A 21,694-nucleotide genomic window follows, 5' to 3' on the forward strand; every position below is an offset into this window, starting at 1 on the left:
AATGACATGACTAAGAAAACGTCTGCGGCAAATGAGAGCATTGCCTATCCGGTATTGCCATTGCGCGACATCGTGGTTTTCCCCCACATGATCGTGCCGCTGTTCGTCGGACGGGAGAAGTCCATCCGCGCGCTGGAAGAGGTGATGGGGTCAGACAAGCAGATCATGCTCGTCACCCAGATCAACGCCAGCGACGATGATCCAGCCCCGGACGCAATCCACAGGGTCGGCACCGTAGCCAATGTGCTGCAGCTCCTGAAGCTCCCCGATGGCACCGTCAAGGTGCTGGTCGAAGGCCGGGCACGCGCAGAGATCGATTCCTACACGGCCCGCGAGGATTTTTATGAAGCCCTCGGCCATGTCCTGAATGAGCCGAGTGAAGATCCGGTCGAACTGGAAGCACTGAGCCGCTCGGTCGTTTCGGAATTCGAAAGCTATGTAAAGCTCAACAAGAAGATTTCGCCGGAAGTGGTTGGTGCAGCCAGCCAGATCGATGACTACTCGAAGCTCGCCGATACCGTTGCTTCGCACCTGTCGATCAAGATCACCGAGAAGCAGGAGATGCTGGAAACCACCAGCGTCAAGGGTCGCCTCGAAAAGGCGCTCGGCTTCATGGAAGGCGAGATTTCGGTTCTTCAGGTTGAAAAGCGCATCCGCTCGCGCGTCAAGCGCCAGATGGAGAAGACCCAGCGCGAATACTATCTGAATGAGCAGATGAAGGCGATCCAGAAGGAACTCGGCGACGGCGAGGAAGGCCGCGACGAGATGGCTGAACTGGAAGAGCGCATCTCCAAGACGAAGCTCTCCAAGGAAGCCAAGGAAAAGGCCGATGCGGAGCTGAAGAAGCTGCGTCAGATGAGCCCGATGTCGGCGGAGGCCACGGTCGTGCGCAACTATCTCGACTGGCTGCTGGGCATCCCCTGGCACAAGAAGTCGAAGATCAAGACCGATCTGAACAATGCCGAGAAGATCCTCGAAGCCGATCATTTCGGTCTCGAGAAGGTCAAGGAGCGCATCGTCGAATATCTGGCCGTCCAGGCTCGCGCGACCAAGATCAAGGGCCCGATCCTGTGCCTCGTTGGCCCTCCGGGCGTCGGCAAGACCTCGCTCGCTCAGTCGATCGCCAAGGCGACCGGCCGTGAGTACGTCCGCATGGCGCTTGGCGGCGTTCGTGACGAAGCCGAAATCCGCGGTCACCGCCGCACCTATATCGGCTCGATGCCCGGCAAGGTCATCCAGTCGATGAAGAAGGCGAAGAAGTCCAACCCGCTCTTCCTGCTCGACGAGATCGACAAGCTCGGCCAGGACTATCGCGGCGATCCGTCTTCGGCTTTGCTTGAGGTGCTGGACCCGGCGCAGAACTCGACCTTCATGGATCACTACCTGGAAGTCGAATACGACCTGTCTGACGTGATGTTCATCACGACGGCGAATACGCTGAACATCCCTGCGCCCCTGATGGACCGCATGGAGATCATCCGTATCGCCGGCTACACCGAAGACGAGAAGCGCGAAATCGCCAAGCGGCACCTGCTGCCGAAGGCCATCAAGGAACATGCGCTGCAGCCGAATGAATTTTCGGTCAGCGACGACGCCCTGATGGCGATCAGCCAGCAATATACCCGTGAAGCCGGTGTGCGTAACTTCGAGCGCGAATTGATGAAGCTCGCCCGCAAGGCGGTCACCGAGATCATCAAGGGCAAGACCAAGTCCGTCGCGGTCACCGCTGCGAATATCGACGAATATCTCGGCGTTCCGCGCTTCCGCCACGGCGAAGCCGAACGCGACGATCAGGTCGGTGTCGTAACCGGTCTCGCCTGGACGGAAGTCGGCGGCGAGCTGCTGACGATCGAAGGCGTGATGATGCCGGGCAAGGGCCGTATGACGGTCACCGGCAACCTGAAGGAAGTCATGAAGGAATCGATTTCCGCGGCGGCCTCTTATGTCCGCTCGCGTGCCGTCGATTTCGGCGTCCAGCCGCCGCTCTTCGACAAGAGCGACATCCACGTGCACGTGCCGGAAGGTGCGACACCGAAGGATGGCCCCTCGGCCGGTGTTGCCATGGCGACCGCCATCGTCTCGATCATGACCGGCATCCCGGTTTCCAAGGATGTCGCCATGACCGGTGAAATCACGCTGCGTGGCCGCGTGCTGCCGATCGGCGGCCTGAAGGAAAAGCTGCTTGCAGCGCTTCGCGGCGGCATCAAGAAGGTGCTGATTCCGGAGGAAAACGCCAAGGATCTGGCGGAGATTCCGGACAACGTGAAGAACAGCATGGAGATTGTCCCGGTATCCCGCATGGGCGAGGTCATCAAGCATGCGCTGGTGCGCAGGCCCGAGCCGATCGAGTGGGACGGCACCGTCGAAACACCCGTGATCGCAACGGTTGAAGGTGTCGACGATGTCGGGGCAACTATCGCCCACTAAGCGTGGTTGCGCCTCATTTGCGCCGAATTGACATAAAACCAGAAAAGACCGGCATTTTTGCCGGTCTTTTTTTGTGAAAAGCTTTTGACAGCGCTTGCTTTTCCTTGATTTGCAGGGCTTTTGGGGTTTGCGGCGGGCTGGAGCATTCGTATTCTACGCCCCGCTTACAAGATGAGTCGTTTCATACCAAGAAAGGGGTGGAAACATGAATAAGAATGAGCTCGTGTCGGCAGTGGCCGAGAAGGCCGGTATTACGAAGGCTGACGCTGCTTCCGCTGTTGACGCTGTTTTCGATACCGTCCAGTCTGAACTGAAGAAGGGCGGCGACATTCGTCTCGCAGGTTTCGGCAGCTTCACCGTTTCTCACCGTGCAGCCACGAAGGGTCGTAACCCGTCCACCGGCGCTGAGGTTGATATTGCGGCTCGCAACGTGCCGAAGTTCACGCCCGGCAAGGGCCTGAAGGACGCCGTCAACGGCTGATATCTCGTTTTCACCCGCCTATCGAGGCTTTAGCTCGATGGTGGAGGATATGGGGGGTTCGAAGTATTTCGGACCCCCTTTTTCGTTCTTGTCTGGCAAATGCCATCAATGACGACTTTCGGCCCGAAGCCGACTTTCATTCCTGGATTTTCGCACCAAGTACGCCGTCGAAACTTGTGCAATTGAAAACTTCCAAAGAGCGTACGGCTCATCGAATGAGGGCGACATGGGTGTCAGAAACTATCTGATCGAGGGTGTTTCCGGGACTGGCAAGACCTCGGTCGCCACCGAACTGCAGCGGCGTGGTTATCACGTCATTCATGGTGACCGTGAATTGGCCTATGAAGGCGATCCCGTGACGGGCGAACCGCTGGATAGCTCTGCATTAGACCAGAATATTCTGGATGTGGCCTTCCGGCACAGGCTCCACCTTTGGGACGTCGACAAAGTCAAATCTCTGCTGGCGGACAAAAGCCATCCGATCTCCTTCTTCTGCGGCGGCTCAAGAAATTTTCATCGCTTTATTGATCTGTTTGACGAGGTATTTGTTCTCGATGTTGACGCCGTCACTTTAAAGAGGCGGCTTGCGGAGCGACCTGAAGACGAGTTTGGCGGCAAGCCGGCCGAACAAGAGCTAGTCTTGCAACTGCACGCATCGAAGGAAGACGAGCCCAGGAACGCGAGGATCATTGATGCCACTGCACAGCTCTCCTCCGTTGTCGATGACATTCTTTCGAGCTGCGGAGAACTCAATCAAAACCGGCGATGACCGTCTGGCGCATCTAAGCCACGGGCTGTGTTCGGCCCGAAGCGCGACTCGCGATCATAAAAGGGCTTTAGGCAGGGACGCCTATTCGTCCTCGCGGGGACGATCATGACCGGACACTAGCCCGGTCGAAACCACGGTCTCGAAATACTCGACCTTCAAATCGAAGGAGCGCAAAAGCTTCTGCGTACTCGGCTTCACCACCGCATCGTCAAAATCGCCTTTGCCAAAATGACCAGCGGAAGCCATATCGGCCCAAAAGCTCATCACCACCAATTCATTGTCGTTGCCTCGAACCTTGCGGGCGAGGGTCGCCCCGAGATGGCCGGGAAGCTGCGCCATTTCAACAAAAGTGGTCGTCTCAAGATGCTTCGCATAGGCTGCCAGCACCTCGTCAGAGCCAGCGACGGCCCGCCAGGAACGAACGATCATATCAACTCCCTATTCCGCCTGGAGGGTGCTTGTAGCCCCCATCGCCCGATGTCCGATCGTGATTTATGCACCGCTTTCGTTGCCCGGCAATCTCAATTGCGTGTGTATTGGAGGCTCGAAATTCCAGAGGGTGGTCAAAGCAGCGTCCGCCCGCCATTGGACAAAAAATCTATGGCCGGATCTGCATCCGGCCACAGATTTTCCCGGAAACGCCTGCCGTTACCAGCGGTGATGGACGTGCGGGGCAATCAGGCGTTCGTAGATCTCCCGCGTTGCCGCCATGACATCGGCCGAAAGCGGTGCAAGGTCGGCGGCGGCCGCATTGGCCTTGGCCTGCTCGGCATTGCGGGCGCCGGGGATGACGACCGTGACTGCGTCGCTCATCAAGATCCAGCGCAGTGCAAAAGCGGCCATACTAGCGCCTGCGGGGATAAGCTTGCGGACTTCTTCGACCGCCTGCAGGCCGACATCGAACGGCACGCCGGCAAAGGTCTCGCCGACATCGAAGGCTTCGCCGTGGCGGTTGAAGTTGCGATGGTCGTCGTTGGCAAACTGGGTATCGCGGGTGATCTTGCCGGAAAGCAGACCGGAGGCCAGCGGCACGCGGGCAATGACCGCGACATTCCTGCGTCTGGCTTCCTTGAAGAACAGGTGGTCGGGACGTTGACGGAAGATGTTGTAGATGATCTGGATGCTAAGCACGCCCGGATATTCGATCGCCTTGAGGGCTTCCTCGACGTTCGAGACACTGACGCCGTATCCTTTGATCTTTCCGGCCTTCTGCAGCTCATCGAGTCCGACGAAGACCTCTGGGCGGTAGAGCACCTCTGTCGGCGGGCAATGCAACTGCACCAGGTCCAGGCTGTCGACGCCGAGGTTTTTCAGGCTGCGGTCGATGAAGCCTTCGAGATTGGCCTTGGTGTAACCGTCAGCGACGTGCGGGTTGAGCCGCCGACCGGCCTTGGTCGCGACCATCGGGCGCGTGCCGCCACGAGCTTTCAGTACGTCCGCGATGATCTTTTCGGAGCGGCCATCGCCATAGACGTCGGCCGTATCGATGAAGGTCATGCCGGCGTCGAGCGCGGCGTTCAAGGCGGCGCGGCCGTCGGCCTCGCTGACATCACCCCAGGCGCCGCCGATCTGCCAGGCGCCGAAGCCGACATTCGTAACGACAAAAGGCGTGCGGACGAAAGCATCATGTTTCATGGAATTGTCTCCGTTCGTAATGAAATGCCAAGGCACTACCAGCCGCTCAGAGTGCCGACAAGCCTCAGCATGTCGCGCAAAGTGCGTAGCGGTTTTGCGATAACGACATGCGCAAAATCAAGAGCCTAAAGCGCAAGGAGCGAATCCAAGAGATCGCAATGCGCTTTAGGACGAAGTTGCAGGATCGCAATCGCGTGACATAGGAGGATGACAGGGCGTGGCAATAGACGAAAGCGTTGGATGACTTCTGCCGCACGGTATTCATCGGCTCCGTATTTCCCTAAAAGAAGATGCCAGATATCTGACGAAGACCGGAGCTTATGCCCTCTTTCAGTTTCATCCACGCCGCCGATCTGCATCTCGGCAGTCCTTTTCAGGGACTGGCGTTGAAAGATGCTTCTGTCGCCGCTGTCTTCGTGGAAGCGAGCCGCAAGGCCTTTTCGACGCTGGTGGGGCTGGCGATCGAGAAAGCGGTCGATTTCTTCCTCATTGCCGGCGATGTCTATGACGGCGATTGGAAGGACAACAAGATCGGCCTGTTCTTCAATCGGGAAATGGCGCGGCTGGAGCGGGCCGGCATCCGGGTCTATCTGCTGCGCGGCAATCACGACGCGGCGAGTGTCATCACCAAGACCATTACGCTGCCGGCCAATGTCCATGAATTCCCCACCAACAAGCCTGGCTCCGTTAAGCTGGATGCCTTGCAGGTGGCGCTGCACGGGCAGGGCTTTGCCGAACGCTCTGCCAACGACAATCTGGCGCTTGCCTATCCCGCGCCCGTGTCCGGCTGGTTCAATATCGGTATTCTCCATACCTCGCTGACCGGCCGCGAGCCGCATGCTCCCTATGCGCCGTGTTCGGTCGACGACCTGCGTTCGCGCGGTTACGATTATTGGGCGCTCGGCCATGTGCACGACTACGAGGTGGTGGCGAGCGACCCGCTGGTGGTTTTCCCCGGCAACCTGCAGGGCCGCAGCATTCGCGAGCGCGGTGCAAAGGGCGCCGTGCTGGTCACGGTCGACGAGGGCCGCGTCAGCCACGAGCGCTTGATTGTCGACGAGGCGCGGTTCGCGCAGGCCGATATCGTCGTCGATCCGGAGGATGACCAGGCCGCAATCCTGCGCCGCATCGAGCAGGCGGTGCAGCCACTTGCCGATAATATGGCGGGACGCATGACGGCGCTGCGCGTTCGGCTGTCGGGCATCACGCCATTGCAGGGCACTATTGCGGCCAATCGCCAGCAATGGCGCGACGAGGTCGAGGGGGCGTGCCATCGCGTGCATGAGGATATCTGGCTGGAGAAGCTGGAACTGCGGCTGGAGCCGCCCGTAGCGAGCGCTGTCGAGGCCAATGGCACGCTCGATCTCGGCCAATTGCTGACCGAACATGCGGGTGATGCGGATATTGTCGCGGAAGCGGAAAAGCTCGTCGGCGAGATCGCGATGCGCTTGCCATCCGGTCTGGGCGCGGCGGAGTTGCCGCTTGATGATACCGTCGAGATGTTGATCGAGGAAGCGCGGCAATTGCTGCTGGCGCGCGGGCAGAGGGCAGGCTGACCCATGCGCTTCGATCGGCTCGACATTCTCCGCTACGGCGCGCTGACCGAGCGCACGCTCGATTTTCGCGTTGGCGCCAAGCTGCATGTCATTTACGGGCCAAACGAGGCGGGCAAGTCCTCGGCGCTCAGCGCCATTTCCGATCTGCTTTTCGGCTTTCCCGTTGCGGCCGAACAAAGCTTCCTGCATGAGCCGACGAGCCTGCGTGTCGGCGCGGCAATCAGCGCGCGGGATGGTGCGACGCTCGCTTTCCGACGCCGCCGCGGGCGCAAGAACACTCTGCTCGCTCCCGATGACAAGGAGGCGCCGCTTGCCGAAGATGCCCTGGCACTGTTTCTCGGCAATTTGAGCCGCGACGTCTTCGAGCGCGCTTTCGGCCTCGATTCTCTCCGATTGCGGCAGGGAGCAACCGCCATGCTGCATAGCGGCGGAGAGATTGGTAGCCTGCTGTTTTCCGCCGCCTCCGGCCTCACCGGCCTCTCTCGCTTGCGGCAGTCTCTTGACGGTGAAGCGGACGGCATCTACGCGCCGCGTCGGTCGAAGGATCGCAGCTTCTACCGGGCACTGGACCGCCATGACGAGGCCCGCAAGGCCGAACGCGACAATGAGCTCAAATCGGGTGACTGGAAGAAGCTGCTGGCCGAAGCCACGGAACTGGAAACGGAACTGGAGCGCCTGCAGGACCAGCGCCGCGAGACGCGGCAGGCGCTCGATCGGCTGCAAAGGTTGAAGACGCTGCAGCCGCTGCTGGCCGAAATCGACGGCGAGATCGCGGCGCTCGACCGCCTCGTCGATCTCTCGGCGATAGCGGACAGTTTTGCGGACCGGCTGGAGCAAAGCCTGAGCGATAAGCGCGCCGCCGAAGACGAGCTGCGCCGTGCCCAGCAATTGGCCACGCGCACCGGTGAAGAACTGTCGTCGATTGAGATAGACGAAACTCTGCTGCAGATATCGGGCGACATTACGCAGCTCTTTGCTGATACCGGCAACTATCGCAGCCAGCGCCAGGATCTGCCGCGCGTCGATCAGGAATTGGCCGGCTATGACGCGGCGCTCATACAGCTTGGCCGCCGCCTCGGCTTTTCAGATGTTGCGCAGTTGGAAAAACGGCAGCCGAGCGATGCCGACTGCGCCCGGCTCTCCGAACTGGTGGAAGAGGGCAGGCGATCGCTGCTCCGGGCTCAGGCCATTGCGGAGCAATTGGAGAGCGAGCGCGGGCAGCTCGCGGCGCTGGAAAAGGATGGCCTCGCCGGTCGTTTGATCGATCCCCGGCCTCATATCGACCAACTGGAGTCTCTGGGCGGTGACTTGGCTTCCCTTGCCCGTCTCGATGCGTTGGAGACACAGATCCGCCGCGCCGAGACGAACCTTCACGAGGCCGCTGCCCGCCTGCGTCCTCCCGTCGCCGATGTCGAGGCGCTATTCACCGCACCGCTGCCGGACACAGCCGAGATCGCCACGCATCGCGAGACGATTGATGCCGCCCGCGGCAGCCTGCGCGAGGCATCGGACAAGGTACGTGTCTATGATGAGCAGTTGGCCGAGATCGAGCGGGCGCTGGAGGATGCCGAGCGTACAGGCCCGATCGTCACGCGTGAACAGATCGCCGACGCTCGGGACGCGCGCAATGTCCTATGGCAATCGATCCGCGATGGATTGGCGGATGGTGGCCGTGCTCTCGAAGGCAAAGCGATCGCCAGTTTCACGACGAGCCTTGCGGAAGCGGATCGCCTGGCCGATGCGGCACTGAGCGATGCAGACCGGGTTTCGCGCCATGCGGACAATCTTTTGCGTCAGGCGCGGCTGCGACAAGAGCGCGAGGCCGCTGTAAGGCGACTGCGGCAGCACGAGGAAACATCGGCGCAGGCGCTCGCCGCCTTTGCGGCGCTTTTCGAGCCCTGCGCTATCGCGGCGCTCGATCCGGCGGCCATGCTGGAATGGCGGCGCGCGGTCGAAGGGCTGTTGCGGGAGTGCCGGGCCCTGCACGATCTGGTGGACGAGCGGGATGAAGCCACCCTTGCTGAAGCGCGCGTTGCTCCGGCACTAAAAGATCTCGCTGACGCCACAGGCTATAAAAGCGCTCGCCTGCCGTCAGGCGCCATGGCGGAAGGATTGCGAAAACATCTTCGCCTGCTCTCGGAGCGCTGGAATGAAAGCCGCACGCGCGAAGGTGAGATCGCTTCGGCACGCGACCGGCTGACGCGTCTTGGCGAACAGCAGCAAGATATCGAGCGGCGCCAGACCGCTTGGAGCGACGCGTTCGGCAAAGCTGTCCTGCCGTTCGGTCTTCCTGCAGATGCGACGCTGGAAATGGCTGCCGCTGCCTTGAAGGCATGGACGGAGCTTCCGGATGTCTTGGCGGAGCATGACAACCGTCGACGCCGTGTCAGCGGCATGCGCCGCGACATGGCCGATTTCGAGCGCCGGCTTGCCACGCTTGCCGCAACTGCCGGCTATGAACTCGATCACCTGCCGCCGGATGCCGCAGCCGAAGCGCTGCACGCCCGCGTCAATGCGGCGCGCGGTGACCAAAAGAAGCGCGATCAACTCGACGAGGAGCGCCAGCGTGCCGAGGCGCAGGCTATCCGTTGCGATGACGCCGTTGCAAAAGTGATGGCCGATCTTGCCCGTCTGACCGCCGATCTGCCTGAGGATACCGATCTGTCGGCATTGCTCTCACGCCTGCGCGAACGTGCCCGGCTGAACACGAGGCTGATGGAAAGCTGCGACCGTTTCCGCCAGCAGGCCGACGGCGACAGCGAAGATGAAACCCGCACCCAGCTCGCCGGCTTCGAGCGCGTTGCCGCGGAGCTGGAAATCGAGCGGCTGACCGCCGAAGATCTCCGGCAATTCACTGCGCATGGCGAACTGATCGCGCGTTTGTCGGAAAACCAGCGCCAGCGGCGCGCCCTGGAGACCGGCGTCAGCGCTGAACATGCCGTGTTCGAGAAGCTCTCCGCCGAGCAGGAGGCCAAGGAACTGGCACGGCAATGGGTGGTGCTGAAACTCGCGGCACGGATGTTGGCAAGCTCGATGGAGGCCTATCGCGAGCAGCAGGCCGATCCCGTCATCACGCGGGCAGGGGATTTGTTCTCGTTGCTGACCGGCCAGCGCTTTGCGCGATTGGTCGAAGAACATGACGAAAGGGATGCTCTGCAACTGCTGGCGGAGCGCTCCGGCGGCGAGCGTGTGCCGCTGGATGGCTTGAGCGAGGGTACTGGCGACCAGCTTTACCTCGCGCTGCGGCTCGCCTTCCTCGAAGATTATTCGTCCCGCAACGAGCCCGCGCCGCTGATTGTCGACGATATCTTCCAAACCTTCGACGATGATCGCGTCAGCGCCGGCCTGAAGGCGCTCGCCGGCACGGCGGAGCGTTTCCAAACCATTCTTTTCACCCATGAAATGAGTCTGGTCGAGATTGCCAAACGGGAGATCGGCAAGGATTTGGATCTGATCCAATTGTAGAGCGTTAGCGTCGGTGTTGTCGCTTGGATGACGTCATCGAATGGCATAGGCTGGCAGCAGAGAAAGAGGCGCGGCAAGCGTCGCGCTGGCAGAAGCAGGAGAAACGCCGTGGAGATCAAGCCCAAGGGATCGCGCCCGTCCTTCGATGCGCCGGCCGAATATTTTACCGGTGGCGTGCGTCAGGAACCATTGATGCAGGCAGAGGCGCCGGCACGCGTCCAGGTGGTCAATGTCAGCTTCGACCCGGGCGCCCGCACGGCCTGGCACACGCATCCCTTCGGCCAGACACTGGTCGTCACCTCCGGCAAGGGACTCGCGCAAAGCTGGGGCGGCGAAATCCGGGAGATCAATACCGGCGACGTTCTCTGGTTCGCTCCGGGCGAAAAGCATTGGCACGGCGCTGGGCCGGACACCGCGCTGACGCACATCGCCATTCAGGAGATGCAGGACGGCAAGGCCGCCGACTGGATGGAATATGTAACCGAAGAGCAGTATCGCGGGTAAAACAACGCGACGGTTCCCTTAGGTGGGATAGCTGCCGAAACTTACATCGATGGAATACGCAGCTTTGTTGGCATCAAGATCTTCGGGTCCGATTTGTCTCGGCTGTATGCCGGATTGATCGCCGGGTCCTCGAAAGTCTGCGTCGCGTGCAGCCGGCGCAGATTGTCTTTTTCCCGCTCAAATCGCTTTTTCCGTTCTCCCGATTTGTCCGATCCCCGTGAAAGCGATTCATGATGGTAGAGACAGGCAAATGGCGTCCATATGATGCGAAACCCCGCCTTGTGGGCGCGCAGGCAATAGTCGACGTCATTATAGGCGACGGCGAAATTTTCTTCGTCGAACGTGTCGATGGCTTCGGCGCAGTCGCCGGAAATCAGCATGACCGCCCCGGTCACGCAGGTCATCGAATTGCGGACGTGCAGCCTGTTCATCGGCCCGCCGAAATCCTTGGGCTTGTTCATATACCAATGACCCGCCAACCCGCCGAAGCCGATAATAACGCCGGCATGTTGGATCTTGTCGTTCGGATAAAGAAGCTTGGCGCCGACGATGCCGGTCCCTTCATAGGCAAGACAGGCCACCATCTCCTTCAGCCAGTCGGGCTCGATAATCTCGACGTCATTGTTGAGGATCAGATAGTGCTCACCTTTGGCGGCGCGCAAACCGCGATTGATCGACCGGGAAAAATTGAAGGGTTCAGGCGTGATCGAGGCCGAAAACTCTGGCCGCGTTTCGCGGTAGTGCGCGTAGAGATCCAGGACGGCCTTGTCCGAAGAGCCGTTGTCGATGACGAGCACTTCGAAATCGGCATAGTCCGTTCGCTCGAAGATATCCTTCAACACCCTGGAGATCAGGTCGAAGCTATCCTTGCTGGGAATGATGATGGATATCTTCGGCCATGACATCTTCGGACGCTCGAACATCACGCGATGCAGGGTATTCGTCAGCGCGCCCTCAACGCGGACGGGCTGCCGTTGACGCTCAAATCGTTCGACAAGCGCCTTTCTGGCGTTGGCCGTCGCGGCATCCATGAATTTCCGCGAATAGGTGCGGCCATTGCGCCGCCACCAATAGGCTGGGTAGGGCAGGTGAAGGATGGTATTGTCGGGCAGTCCTTCCAGATAGCGCAGCAGGAGATCATAATCCTGCGATCCGTCATATCCGGTGCGGATATAGCCGATCTCCTGAAGCCGGCTACGGCGGTAGATGGAGAAATGATTGATGTAGTTGACGCCTGTCAGAAGAACGGGGTCATAGGCCGGTTTCAACATCAGCCCCTTGGGCTTCAGCATGTCGTCGACAACCAGTTCATCGGTATAAAGGAAATTGGCATCCGGATTCTGCTCCAACGTGTGCCGCACGACCTTGAAGGCATGAGGGGCGATTACGTCGTCATGGTCGAGGAAAGCGACCCATAGGCCGCGCGCATGCGAAAGTCCGGCGTTGGTAGCGGCTGCTATGCCACCGTTCTTCTCGTTCAGAACAAAATGGACATTGTCTCTCGGTCTCTGCGTCTCAAACCATCGCCGTGTTTCCAGCGAGGTCGATCCGTCGTCGCTTAGAATGAGTTCCGTACCCTCTTGGTTTTGTGCCTCGAAGGATTTCAGGAGATCGTCGAGATACCGTGCCGGAGCGTTATAGACGGGAACGACAACGCTGAGCCATAGCCCAGCCGTCGAGGAAACAGGGGAGGCAGCGAGATCGGCGGCAAGCCGGTAACTTGTTTCCGCATATTCTATCGCAGCATTCTTAGAACGTTTTCCGAAGGGCAGTTTTGGCAGCTTCGTCCAATACTGCGCCAGTTTGCCGAGATCGACCCGTTCCGCTTGCCCATGGGGGCCGAGTAGCGTTGAAATATGCTTCTCGGCCGATTTCACCGAAGAAAAAGCCGCAACGTTGAAGCTGAACGTCGTCGGGAAAGTTGCGGGATCGGCGCGGAGCGAGCAGATGGTGCCGACGGCTCCCACATCGGCCGTAATAATGAAGCGACGCCCTGCCGACAGCGTGACCGCATCCTTTTCCCGAAAGCCGCGACCGCGATTGACGTAGAACTTCGGGTCGATCGGCTCATCGGTGCCGGCAATATGAACGACGACAAGCCTCTTTCTGACGGGCGCAAAGCGAATTTCGAAAGCAGGATCGTCGCCAAGGGATGTCCATAAATTGGCATCCGCACCGGAAATCTGGCGTCGAAGATCGTTATTGGGAAAAATCTTAAGTGTCATTGATTTCTTAATATCCAAATCCCGGCCACAGAGAGCGTCTCCATGGCTGGCCATCAAGCCATATCACCAAGCCCGTCAAAACATATGCCTGGAAATGCCGGCGTCGCGCTCTGGCGCATTTTTTCTATGGATTGCAGTGTTGCATTGCGCGCGGCAATTCGCTGGTCTCGATCCTCCACAAGCTGATCGATGGCCATCAGCCATTCCTCCGGCGCGTTCCCGATGTGAATCTCGCCAGAGACGGCGCAGCGTGCAAACGTCGCGCATTGCGAAAATATGGCGGCGGCTCCCATGCGGCTTATATCGATCCGCTTGGTGTCGGCGCGGCTGTCGTTGGTCCTTCCCGCCAAGAGCGGCACCAGGGCAATGTCGGAACCATGGTCCGTGGTCCTTGCGAGGTAGGACGACCACGGCAATTGCGGGTGTATCGTCATTCTAGCCGGCTCGATGCTCTGACGACACCATCGACGCGCAAGGTAGCCATCGGCAAAGACCTCGAAATGCAAATTCCCATGCTTGTTCATCGCAGATCTGACGATCGGCATCAGGAACTCGTGCTCGTGACGGTGAATACCGGTCGCATGATAGACCATCTTCAGCGACGCCGCAGTTTCATCCTTCCTCTCGACCGATCCGCGGGTGAGGGGTGATGGCATCGGCGCGAGGATGTCGACCTTATGGCCCGACTTTGCCAGCGTGCCGGCCAGGTGCTCGGTCGAGGCCCACAAATGGGTAAGCAATCGGTTGAGGCGCGGGAGCGGCCGGATAGCGAAATTGAGCAGTCGGAATTTATAGAGCCAATTGGCTTCGTCGCCCGCGATGACGGCGGGAATATCGTCGTCGACGAAATAGGCTATCCCCGCCAGACGCTTTTGCCGGTGCTCCAGCCAGCGCAGTTGCGGCTTCTTGATGTAGCGGCAGATGATGACGAACAGTCCTTCGCAATCGACGTCATCCAATCCGTCATCGAGCCCCTTCACGATAACGGGAATATCGGCAAGGGCTTTGCTCCGCTCCTCCAGATAGTAGCTGACGCTGGGGTTGGGATATCGCGACAGGACGAGCAGTCGTTTCGCGGGCGGGCGAATACCGTCGATAGGCGCAGCGGAAGGTTGCGGCCTGGGTATTGATCCATAGATGGTGTCGCGCAGACTTTGCATGGGTGATTGACGGAGCGTGATCACGCCAGGCGGTTTCGCAGGCTTGTCAGCAGGCCGACGACAATGCCCCAAATTGCCAGGGTCAGTGCCAAGATACCGCCGATCCAGAGTCCTCGTTTGGGATATTCCGCTTCGTCCGGCAGGTCCGGCGCAAGAAATGTGTCGAGATAGAGGAGCTGCTGCTTACTGACGAACTGCACTTGCTCCAGCGTTTTCATGCTGGTGGCGAATTGCTGTTCGGCCAGGCTTTGCTCCAATTGTCGTTGGGACATGTCGACCGACACGTCGGCAAGGTTCTGCGCAGATTTATTCTGCCCTGCCACCTGGCTGTTCAGATCGTCCAGTTGCTTTTGCTTGCTGTCGATTTCGCGCTTCAGAACCTTCATTTGCGGCGCATTGGGCGCCACCGTCCCGAGCAAGGCATCGTATTTCTGCTGCAGATTGATCTTGTCCGTCTGAACGCTGGCTATCAAGCCAGAGAGGATTGCAGATGATCCCTCGACACTGAGGACGCCCGTTTGGTTGCGGGCAAGCTGAAGCTGCTCTCGCGCTTTCTGCAGTTGATTCTTGGCATTATCCAAATTGGTTTGAGCTGTCGTGATGACATCGCGCCAGATGCGGTTGTTGACGTCGTTGACCACGGCTTCGGAGGCAGCAACGACCTCCTGCAATATCTTTTGCGCATCGGCGGCGGAAAAGGCACGGACCTTGACCGTCACGATACCGCTGTTGGCATCGATTTTGACTGAGACCATGTCCTTCCAGTAGTCGAGCATCTTCTCCGAAGTCGCATCCTGCTTGAGTCTCGCCAGCGGATCGATCGCCGGGTTTCCATAGAGTTTTTGGAAGTCGACTTTGGCCCGGAGTGCGGCCACCATGTCCTTGCTGGCAATGAAATTGGTAACGATCAGCGTATCCTGAACGATCTGCGCCGATGGCAGGCCGGTTACCTTGGCCAGTTGGTCCTTGCCGAGCGCCGGCGTCGACGACCGGACGGTAAAGCGCGTTTCGGACTGAAATTGATCCGAAGCCATTCGTGAGAAGTAATAGATCGAAACGGCGTTCGGAATAACCAGAAACAACACCGTAAAAGCCAATATGGCCCTTCCGAGAATTTGTTCCATCGGGCGGGGGCGCAATCCAACTGCTTTGTAAAATTGGCTTCGCTTCGATGTCGAAAAGCGCAATTTGCGCGCAGTCACCGACAGTTTCGCGGCAACGTCGCGGCTGTGCTGGATCGCACTGAGCTGAACAGTTTCAGATGTCTTTCCGGTATCGTGAGCCATATGGGACCTAGTTGAAAACCCGTCGCATCTTATCTGTTCAATCTGTAGTAGGCTTCGATGGCCTGCTCGACCTGATCGAAAAATATGAGCCTGCCGTCGACGAGCACCATTCCCTTGTCGCAATGCGATTTGATCATGCTCATGCTGTGCGAGATCATGATGATGTCGGAATGTTTCCGTCGGCTGTCAAATGCGACGCGGCAGCGCTCTTGAAACCGGGCATCGCCGACGGCCAGAACCTCGTCGACGAGATAGCACTCGAATTCGATCGCCATGGAAAGCCCAAAAGCCAATCGGGCCGCCATGCCGGAAGAATAGGTGCGTACCGGCGCGTTGATATAGTCGCCGAGTTCCGCGAACTCTTCGACAAAACGGGAGACGCGCCTGACATCCTCCCCATAGGCGCGGGCGACGAAGTGAAGATTCGCGCGGCCGGTCATATAGGGATTGAAGCCGCTGGAAAGGCCCAACGGCCAGGACACCCGAACGTCCTTGGTGATCTTGCCCGAATTTGCCAGCATGGTGCCGGCGATCATCCGCATCGTCGTGGACTTTCCGGCGCCGTTCACGCCGAGCAGGCCATAGGAATAGCCGGACATGAACTCGCAGCTCACGCGATCCAGGATTACTTTCTTGGTATTCTGGGTCTTGAAGTGTTTCGATACGTTCTTGAAGCGGATCATCGCGCATGTCGCCTATATCTGATGATCCTGCACCGACGCCCAGATCAACGAAAGCGTTGCCCAGAGAACGGCTAAGCCAAGCAATATAATCAGCGGTGTCGTGATCCGGTGCGGAAAGATAGCTTCGTCCGGAAGCGCCGGTTTTACGAACACCGCCAAATAAAGCGTCTTTCGAAGCGCTTCCGCGAGCACCGCATCGTAGTTCTTCTGGGAAGCCTCGTAGAGCTTCTCCGCAATCATCCGGTTTGTGTCGAGCTTGGAGTATTCCAGCAGCGCTTTGGCAAGACTGGCATTTTCCGGCCCGGTCAGCTCCGCTTTCTTCTTGTCGATCTGAGCGTCAAGGCTCTGCAGGGCGAGCGTGAGCTGCTGATAGGTCGGAGAACCCTTGGCATGTGACTGCTTCATTACGAACAGGCGCGTTTCGAATTCGAGCTTCTGCGCAAGCAGTCCTGTCAGCAGCGTGCTACTGTCCTTGGCCTGAGCCTCCGGGCTGAGAAGCCCGGATTGATGCTGAAATTGGTTGAGCGCGGTCAGGGTGTCGTTATAGGCCTTGCCGCTTTTCTCAACATCCGCCTGCATGCTTTGCACAATATCATTGCGCGCGCGCTGCGAGAGTTCGTTGATCAACGATTCGCTCTCCTGAATGATGGCGTCGGAGAGCTTTACCGAATCATCGGGCGTGAACGCGCGCACCTTCAAAGTGATGATACCGGAAGAGACGTCAATATAGGCGCTGACGTGATTTTCCCAATAGTTCAGGAACTTCTCATCGGATTGCGTGGAGCGGAATCGAGATAGAAAATCCGCATCCTGCCGCGCGAACATGGATCGATAGTCGAGTTTCTCGCCGATCCGTTTCAGGATCTCGGTCGAGTGAATGAAGCTCGTGACGACATAGGCATCCTGTGATGCAGAACGCATGTTGAGAAGGCCTGCTGCGCCGCCGCTATTTTCGGACCCGCCGCTGCCGTCGCCCTTATCATCCGAACTGGTGCCGGAGAGTGCGCGGACGGCGAAACGGGCTTCGGCAACATACTGATCCGAGGCGATGAAGACGTAATAGATCAAGCTCGCCAGAAACGGCAGGATAACGATCAACAGAAAGCTGAGGAGCCGCAGTGGCGGTTTGCCACCGGCTTGGGGTGCTGGTTCGTGCGTGCCGGGTACCGGCAAATATTCGATGTCTTCCAGATCATCGTGCCGGTGCCGTTCCGGTAGCCGTCGCCGAAACAATGACGGCAAGATCTGCCGTGCCGGTTTTGCCCGCGGATATTGCTGATCGATCGTCTCTTCAATGGCTATTTTGGGCATGTCGGCTTGTATTCGCTTTCCGCAATTCCGGCGCGGTGGGTTTCATCGCCTCACGCACATAATGATCAAAAATCAAATCTTCTTCGAGTATCAGTTCGGCAATATGCAACGTGCGTAATCTCGTAGCAACGTCCTCCAGAGCGGTATGCCGCGACGGCAGCGGAAGATCGCCGATGGAAATGCCAAGCAGCTCACCGATCGCGTCCTGAAAATGAAAACTGTCGGCATCGTGCCCGACAATGGTGAATCGTGAAAGCAGGTCGATCGCCGCGGCGACGTCGCTACGCTTGACGAGTTGCTCCGGAGTGCTGGCGACCAATTGGCGGGTCACGGGTGACAGCAGAACGTTTCTGACATTCTGCGACGCTTTCTTGAGCGCGGATTTAAGGGATGCCTCGCTTTCGAGATCAACCTCGGCGAAGTGTTCCGCCGCCGGCGCCAGGATGATCTTGTCCCGGTCGCCAAAGAAAGAGATCTGGGTCTTTGCCATGCGTTTCAAAAGGAAAATGCGCAGCGCCAATTCGTAATAGGGGTCCGTGAGCAGAACGATGGCCTTGAATCCCTTGTCGAGAAACTCCTCGTAGTTCCGCAGCAGCAGCCGTCCGCTGATGTAGATCGACTGGATGGCATTGAGATGAAAGGCCTGGAGCGCGGTTTCATGGCCGAAGCGCTCCACGGACGACAGCTCATATTGGAAATGGCGGCCGCAGCGATAGTCGAATTTGGCCATGGGCAGGAGCTGCGTTTCCAGCCGCAGGATCTTCAGCGGAACCGGCTGCGACACCTGCGGCCGCCGGTAAATCAGCAATCCAGACTTGGCATCATGGATCATGAGCGTATGTCGCTCGGCAATATCCGGAATGATCGATGTGTCCAGCTTGAAGCCTACCCGCCCGTTCTCATGTCGGCCCGAAGCGACAACCGCCTCCTTGATCTGGTCGCAAGGTAAGACCATTAGCTCGCCGTCCGCATCGGACACCCTGATATGCGGCAGATCAGAAAATCCGTCCGGAATGAGATAGCCTTCCAGGACCGTGCCCCGATCATATTCGAGATTAAACAGCACGGATGCCCTCCGGCGTCTCAAGCTTGCCGGCAGGGAAGGAATGGGGGCCTTCAAGAACCGTCAAATTGTCGTAGGTGCCTTCAAACACGTTAAGATTATCCAAAATACTCTCGGGCGCCGAGCTTCGGCCCACGTATCAATCACGGAGCCGCATGCGCTTTGCGGGCCAAGAAAGAAAAGCAAGGTCCGCCGGAATGGCTGAGGTCCTGATCCTTGATTACGATGTCGCTGAATCCAAGCTTTTCCAGCAGCGTTAAAATATCGTCTCTGTGCATCCAAAAATGGCGATCCTTCATTCCACCGCAGAAGGATGCGTTCGAGTTGGCATGCTGATAGCTGCGTTCGTAGTAGCGTACCGGAACGCCCTCGATCATCTTCGTTTCGACTTTTCCGCTGAAGGGATTGCGGCGCACATCGCCCGCCGGCATCGCTTCTTCGAGAAAAAAATGCGTCCAGATAAAAATGGCATTCGCGCGGCTGGCCAACAGTCTCAAAAACTCTCCGGGATCGGCCATGTGATAGAGGACGCCCGAAGCTATGGCGAAATCATAGATCTCGTCGTGTTCGGTAAGCCATGCCTGAATATCGCCCAACAAAAACGAAGCGGTGTTGATATCGAGAATCTGCCTTGTCACCAGGCATCGCAGGAAACAAAGCCGATTTGCCTCAATCGCATCGATTCGCGCCGGACGCTCGCGGTGGAGCATATAGGTATGCATCCCCTCCAATGGTCCGACTTCCAAAATCGTCTTTCCCGCAATCGAGCCAAATGACCGTAGAGCCCAATCTATTCGGTCGTCCGCATAAAGATGATGTTTTCCGGCATTCAAATTAAGGGCGACGGGAAAGGCGCTATTCCAGCCGGGAAGGGCATCAATCGCATTCTGATGATCGGGTTTGCCCTGCTCGTATTGGTCAAATATCGCTTCCAGAGAATTCTCGGACACCTTTTTTCTGGATCGCTTTGCAAAACCGAGCATCGACAGCACTTTCATTTCCATCGGTATTTGGGTCCGGTTTTGGGCACGCCTCTAAGCCGGAGGAAGAGGTCAAATCACCACAGCATCCTGTTGGACGGCGCAATCCACATTGCGGTTTCTTTCGAGACCCTTTGAGTAACGACGAAAACTTGCGCCTAACTTCCCTGCTATCATGGCAATCCCGCGAAGGATGAATTCATCGTTTTAACAATCTTGGATTGCTTTATTTGACCCGCAATATTGGCCACGGTTTAGAGCGCAAGGCTATGATAAGCAAGGGTGCCCTCATGAAAAGGAAGAGATGCTTGCTCCGATTCGTCGTATAGGACGCAGAGGCTTTAAGATATATCTTGATGTCGTTATTTAACGGATTCCTTTATCATTCAGTGACTATTAATTTAATTTGCTTAGATATTTCTCGTATAAATTGCCTTGTTTCTGCTTTCAGTCTATATCGCAAAGAGTGTGCTGCCGTAACGTGAGTTTAGAAATATGCTCATAGGATCGCACACAGATTTTTTCGCGGCACCCGTGCAGAATCGGCTTGTTGAGGGGCTCCCATTATGCTTTTCAGGGCGCCGACGGATTTTATGAATAATGCGCTGTCCTGACCTGAGTCGGTGAGGCCAGCCGATATTGATTTTGAGGTTATTCAATTGATTCGCGTAGGGGCGGCGTTGCTGGTTTGCGTGGTTCTGGCGGGATGTAATTCCGTCTCGAGCGAAGGGCCGCTGGCCGGTGCGATAGACGGTGATGCCGGGCAATCGGGCGCAGAACTTGGGCGCAAGAATGTGGCCGTCTTCGATGTCGTCGACATCAACAGCCGTACGGCGCGCTTTGTCTCGGATTACGTTTCTAGCGCGCTCAATCGTCGGTTCGGGATCGGCGGCCCTGTCGGGCGGGTCGTGATCGGCGTCGGCGATTCGCTGAAGGTGACCATCTTCGAGGCAGGCGCCGACGGCCTGTTTTCGACGGCCCAATCGAAACAGGTGTCCCTCGATATTATCGTCCAACCGGATGGGACCGCGGCCATTCCCTATGCCGGCACGGTCAAATTTGCGGGCAAGACGTTGGAACAGGCCCGTCAGGCGATTCTGGCGGCGCTGGCGAGCAAGGCAGTCGAACCCGACGTCATCGTGACGAGCATGGGCACATCGTCACGCACGGTGACTGTTTCCGGTGCTGTCGGCCGTCCGTCGCTGGTTCCCTTGGATTTGACCGGCGAAAAAATCACGCAGGTGATTGCCAAGGCGGGCGGACCCGTCACTCAGCCTTATGAGACATACGTAACGTTGGTTCGCGGCAACAGGACCGGGACAGTTCTTCTAAAATCGATCATCGAACATCCCACTGAAGATATTTATGTTCAGCCTGGCGACCAGATTTTCCTCGTGCGTGATCCCAGGACCTTTACTCTTCTTGGTGCCGTCAAGGGCGATGGCCGTCTTGAGTTCGGGGCCAATGACCTGAATCTGCTGGAGGCTGTCGCTTTGGGCCATGGCGCGGTCGATGAAGCCGCCAATGCGCAAGGATTCTTCCTGTTCCGTTACGAAGAGCCGGAAATCGTTCAAAACCTGCTCGGCGCCGCTCGCTTCCAGGAGCTCGAGCGCAAGGGAATGGTGGCGGATTCTAAGGGGCGCTATCCGATCGTCTATAAATTCGACATGTCGCATCCCGACAGCCTCATCGTCGGCCAGACCTTCCCCATCAAGAGCCGCGACGTCATCTATGTATCGCGCCATCCCTCGGTCGATATCAGGAAATTCCTGACGCTTGTCGGCGCACCGCTCAACATAGCCTCCCAGGGCGCTGCGACGGCCGCCAACTTGGGACAATGACGTTGGCTTGATCGTCAGGTGGCGCTGAATAGCTTTGCCGGGAGTTTCAAGGGCCGCGTCAACATACCCATCGTCGAAAGACGGGAATTTATTGATCGACAGTGAATGATCGGAACTGGCAAGCTGCTCCGTATATTTGAAATTCCGATGCTGGTTCTTCTATAAGGGGTTGTGGCCGGCTAGGCTTATTCCGTCCCGGATCATGTTAGTGTTGTTTGTCAATATGGTGTTCTGAACCCGGTTTTTTGCAGGTGACAACCGCAGGCAATTATGGTGTGAACGGTTGATAAGCAAATATGGCTACTTTC

16 protein-coding genes are annotated in these 21,694 nt (G+C 58.0%); 7 read left to right on the plus strand and 9 right to left on the minus strand.

Annotated features, from left to right (window positions below):
* Positions 1-6 precede the first annotated feature (6 nt).
* The 3 genes from lon to C9E91_RS07470 all read left to right on the plus strand — a co-directional run bounded on the left by lon (position 7) and on the right by C9E91_RS07470 (position 3,677).
* Positions 7-2,427, plus strand: coding sequence for an endopeptidase La (gene lon / locus C9E91_RS07460; protein WP_107107719.1), 2,421 nt, complete (start codon positions 7-9; stop codon positions 2,425-2,427).
* Positions 2,428-2,632: 205 nt separating this feature from the next.
* Positions 2,633-2,908, plus strand: a complete 276-nt coding sequence (hupB, locus tag C9E91_RS07465; RefSeq protein WP_104822664.1) for a DNA-binding protein HupB — start codon at positions 2,633-2,635, stop codon at positions 2,906-2,908.
* A gap of 226 nt (positions 2,909-3,134) precedes the next feature.
* Entirely contained in the window at positions 3,135-3,677 is a 543-nt protein-coding gene (locus C9E91_RS07470) for an ATP-binding protein (protein WP_107107720.1), read from the plus strand.
* 81 nt (positions 3,678-3,758) lie between these two features.
* Here the strand turns inward: C9E91_RS07470 and C9E91_RS07475 are convergent, their stop codons facing one another.
* Positions 3,759-4,106 carry an antibiotic biosynthesis monooxygenase gene (locus C9E91_RS07475; RefSeq protein ID WP_107107721.1) on the minus strand — a complete coding sequence of 116 codons (348 nt, stop codon included), beginning with the start codon at positions 4,104-4,106 and terminating at the stop codon, positions 3,759-3,761.
* A 219-nt stretch (positions 4,107-4,325) separates the two neighbouring features.
* A complete protein-coding gene (locus C9E91_RS07480; RefSeq protein ID WP_107107722.1) occupies positions 4,326-5,312 on the minus strand; it encodes an aldo/keto reductase in 987 nt (328 codons plus the stop codon).
* Positions 5,313-5,632: 320 nt separating this feature from the next.
* Between C9E91_RS07480 and C9E91_RS07485 the strand changes: the two genes are divergently transcribed.
* The 3 genes from C9E91_RS07485 (at position 5,633) to C9E91_RS07495 (ending at position 10,837) form a co-directional block, all read left to right on the plus strand.
* The gene (locus C9E91_RS07485) at positions 5,633-6,868 is read left to right on the plus strand and encodes a metallophosphoesterase family protein (protein ID WP_107107723.1); all 1,236 of its coding nucleotides are present in this window, start codon (positions 5,633-5,635) and stop codon (positions 6,866-6,868) included.
* A gap of 3 nt (positions 6,869-6,871) precedes the next feature.
* Positions 6,872-10,333, plus strand: coding sequence for an ATP-binding protein (locus C9E91_RS07490; RefSeq protein ID WP_107107724.1), 3,462 nt, complete (start codon positions 6,872-6,874; stop codon positions 10,331-10,333).
* Between the two features lie 108 nt (positions 10,334-10,441).
* Complete coding sequence (locus tag C9E91_RS07495) at positions 10,442-10,837, plus strand: (R)-mandelonitrile lyase (protein ID WP_107107725.1); 396 nt, start codon at positions 10,442-10,444, stop codon at positions 10,835-10,837.
* 41 nt (positions 10,838-10,878) lie between these two features.
* On the opposite strand, the gene C9E91_RS07500 is transcribed toward C9E91_RS07495, so the two are convergent.
* From C9E91_RS07500 to C9E91_RS07530, 7 genes are all read right to left on the minus strand, one after another.
* Positions 10,879-13,062 (minus strand): glycosyltransferase family 2 protein, encoded by a 2,184-nt coding sequence (locus C9E91_RS07500; RefSeq protein ID WP_107107726.1) that lies wholly within the window; start codon positions 13,060-13,062, stop codon positions 10,879-10,881.
* A gap of 53 nt (positions 13,063-13,115) precedes the next feature.
* Positions 13,116-14,246 carry a hypothetical protein gene (locus tag C9E91_RS07505; RefSeq protein ID WP_245407445.1) on the minus strand — a complete coding sequence of 377 codons (1,131 nt, stop codon included), beginning with the start codon at positions 14,244-14,246 and terminating at the stop codon, positions 13,116-13,118.
* The gene (locus C9E91_RS07510; protein ID WP_245407446.1) at positions 14,243-15,631 is read right to left on the minus strand and encodes a KpsE/RkpR family capsule polysaccharide export protein; all 1,389 of its coding nucleotides are present in this window, start codon (positions 15,629-15,631) and stop codon (positions 14,243-14,245) included. Before C9E91_RS07510 ends, C9E91_RS07505 begins: the two co-directional genes overlap by 4 nt.
* Positions 15,538-16,191 carry an ABC transporter ATP-binding protein gene (locus C9E91_RS07515; protein ID WP_107107729.1) on the minus strand — a complete coding sequence of 218 codons (654 nt, stop codon included), beginning with the start codon at positions 16,189-16,191 and terminating at the stop codon, positions 15,538-15,540. The genes C9E91_RS07510 and C9E91_RS07515 overlap by 94 nt, the downstream gene beginning before the upstream one ends.
* Before the next feature lie 12 nt (positions 16,192-16,203).
* Positions 16,204-17,502 carry a KpsE/RkpR family capsule polysaccharide export protein gene (locus C9E91_RS07520; protein ID WP_107107730.1) on the minus strand — a complete coding sequence of 433 codons (1,299 nt, stop codon included), beginning with the start codon at positions 17,500-17,502 and terminating at the stop codon, positions 16,204-16,206.
* Positions 17,483-18,568 (minus strand): hypothetical protein, encoded by a 1,086-nt coding sequence (locus C9E91_RS07525; RefSeq protein ID WP_107107731.1) that lies wholly within the window; start codon positions 18,566-18,568, stop codon positions 17,483-17,485. The genes C9E91_RS07520 and C9E91_RS07525 overlap by 20 nt, the downstream gene beginning before the upstream one ends.
* Positions 18,569-18,708: 140 nt before the next feature.
* The gene (locus C9E91_RS07530; protein WP_245407447.1) at positions 18,709-19,569 is read right to left on the minus strand and encodes a class I SAM-dependent methyltransferase; all 861 of its coding nucleotides are present in this window, start codon (positions 19,567-19,569) and stop codon (positions 18,709-18,711) included.
* A gap of 638 nt (positions 19,570-20,207) precedes the next feature.
* On the opposite strand from C9E91_RS07530, the gene C9E91_RS07535 reads away from it, so the two are divergent.
* Positions 20,208-21,386: a polysaccharide biosynthesis/export family protein gene (locus tag C9E91_RS07535; protein WP_107108112.1), complete on the plus strand. Its 1,179-nt coding sequence runs from the start codon at positions 20,208-20,210 to the stop codon at positions 21,384-21,386.
* The last annotated feature ends 308 nt before the right edge of the window (positions 21,387-21,694 follow it).

It is taken from the genome of Rhizobium sp. SEMIA4064, from assembly GCF_003025035.1.
In the GTDB taxonomy this organism is placed as follows: Bacteria; Pseudomonadota; Alphaproteobacteria; order Rhizobiales; family Rhizobiaceae; genus Rhizobium; species Rhizobium paranaense.